The following is a 1863-nucleotide window of genomic DNA, read 5'->3' as shown; positions in this document are numbered from 1 at the left end:
GTCGCCGATCACGATCTCGGCCTCCTTGCGGAGGATCGGCTGGACCAGCTCCGCGATGTGTGCCTGCGGGTACTGGTTGTCGCCGTCGGTGTTCACGACGATGTCGGCACCGTGGAGCAGCGCGTAGTCGACGCCGTCACGGAACGACCGGGCGAGGCCCATGTTCGTGGTGTGGTGCACGAAGTGCCGTACGCCGTGTTCCTTGGCGACCTCGACCGTGCGATCGGTGCTGCCGTCGTTGATGACCAGGATCTCGATCTCGTCGATGCCGTCGATCTGCTTCGGGATCGAGTCGATGACGCTGGCGAGGGTGTTCTCCTCGTTGAGGCAGGGGATCTGGACGAATAGCTTCACGGGCTCGCTGGGTCTCTTTTCGGGAGTCGGCAGTGCGCAGAACCATGACAGCCTATGCGAACTCGCGCCTTGCTAGGCTTCCCCGGTGCAGATCCGCGAACTGAAGATCCCCGGCGCGTGGGAGTTCACGCCCGTCCAGCACGGCGACGCACGAGGAGCGTTCCTCGAGTCGTACCGTGCCGACGTCCTCGAGGAGACGGTCGGTCACCCGCTCGACCTGCGGCAGGTGAACATGTCGATCTCGTCGGCCGGCGTCGCGCGGGGCATCCACTACGCCCTCGTCGCCCCGAGCCAGGCGAAGTACGTCACCGCGGTCCGCGGGGCGTTCATCGACTACATCGTCGACATCCGGGTCGGCTCGCCGACCTTCGGCCAGTGGGACTCGGTCCGCATCGACGACGTCGACCGCCGGGCCGTGTACCTCTCCGAGGGGCTCGGGCACGCGATCGTCGCGCTCGAGGACCGCTCCACGGTGAACTACCTCGTCAGCGCGCACTACGACCCCCAGCGCGAGAAGGGGATCACGATCCTCGACCCGACCGTGGGCCTCACCCTGCCGGACGGCATCGGCGAGCCGGTCCTCTCCGAGAAGGACACGAACGCGCCGACGCTCGAGCAGGCGGCCGAACAGGGCCTCCTGCCGACGTACGAGGAGTGCGTGGCCTACACCGAGTCCCTCCGCACGACGAAGTAACGAACGAAGGAAGACGATCCCGATGAAGGGCATCATCCTCGCCGGGGGTTCCGGCACCCGCCTCTGGCCGATCACGAAGGGCATCAGCAAGCAGCTGATGCCGATCTACGACAAGCCGATGGTCTACTACCCGCTGTCGACGCTGATGATGGCGGGCATCCGCGAGGTCCTCGTCATCACGACGCCGGAGTACAACGACCAGTTCCGGGCGCTGCTCGGCGACGGCTCGGCGCTCGGCATGGACATCCAGTACGCCGTGCAGCCGAGCCCGGACGGCCTCGCGCAGGCGTTCGTCATCGGCGAGGACTTCATCGGCGACGACAGCGTCGCGCTGGTCCTCGGCGACAACATCTTCCACGGCACGGGCCTCGGCACGAACCTCCGCAAGAACACCGAGGTCGAGGGCGCGACGATCTTCGCGTACCACGTCGCCGACCCGAAGGCCTACGGCGTCGTCGAGTTCGACGACAACTTCACCGCCGTCTCCATCGAGGAGAAGCCGACCGAGCCGAAGTCGAACTACGCCGTCCCCGGTCTATACTTCTACGACAACAAGGTCATCGAGATCGCGAAGACGATCGAGCCGAGCGCCCGCGGGGAGCTCGAGATCTCGACCGTCAACGAGCGCTACCTCGAGGCCGGCGAGCTCGGTGTCCAGGTCCTCGACCGCGGCACCGCCTGGCTCGACACCGGCACGTTCGAGTCGATGATGCAGGCGTCCGAGTACGTCAAGGTCATCGAGGACCGCCAGGGCTTCAAGATCGGCTGCATCGAGGAGATCGCCTGGCGCAACGGCTGGATTCACGAAGCGCAGC

3 protein-coding genes are annotated in these 1863 nt (G+C 66.2%); 2 read left to right on the top strand and 1 reads right to left on the bottom strand.

Annotation, left to right across the window (positions count from 1 at the left end):
• A partial coding sequence (locus I5E_RS06630) for a glycosyltransferase family 2 protein (protein WP_022906296.1) occupies positions 1-354 on the bottom strand: 354 nt, incomplete at its 3' end.
• Positions 355-439: 85 nt separating this feature from the next.
• Between I5E_RS06630 and I5E_RS06625 the strand changes: the two genes are divergently transcribed.
• Both I5E_RS06625 and rfbA read left to right on the top strand, forming a co-directional pair.
• A complete protein-coding gene (locus I5E_RS06625; RefSeq protein WP_022906295.1) occupies positions 440-1048 on the top strand; it encodes a dTDP-4-dehydrorhamnose 3,5-epimerase family protein in 609 nt (202 codons plus the stop codon).
• 22 nt (positions 1049-1070) lie between these two features.
• Positions 1071-1863, top strand: a 793-nt coding sequence (rfbA, locus tag I5E_RS06620; RefSeq protein ID WP_022906294.1) for a glucose-1-phosphate thymidylyltransferase RfbA, incomplete at its 3' end; no start/stop codon positions are given.

The sequence above is a fragment of the Curtobacterium sp. B18 genome, assembly GCF_000333375.1.
Classification (GTDB): domain Bacteria; phylum Actinomycetota; class Actinomycetes; order Actinomycetales; family Microbacteriaceae; genus Curtobacterium.
This window is presented reverse-complemented; position numbering and strand designations above follow the sequence as displayed.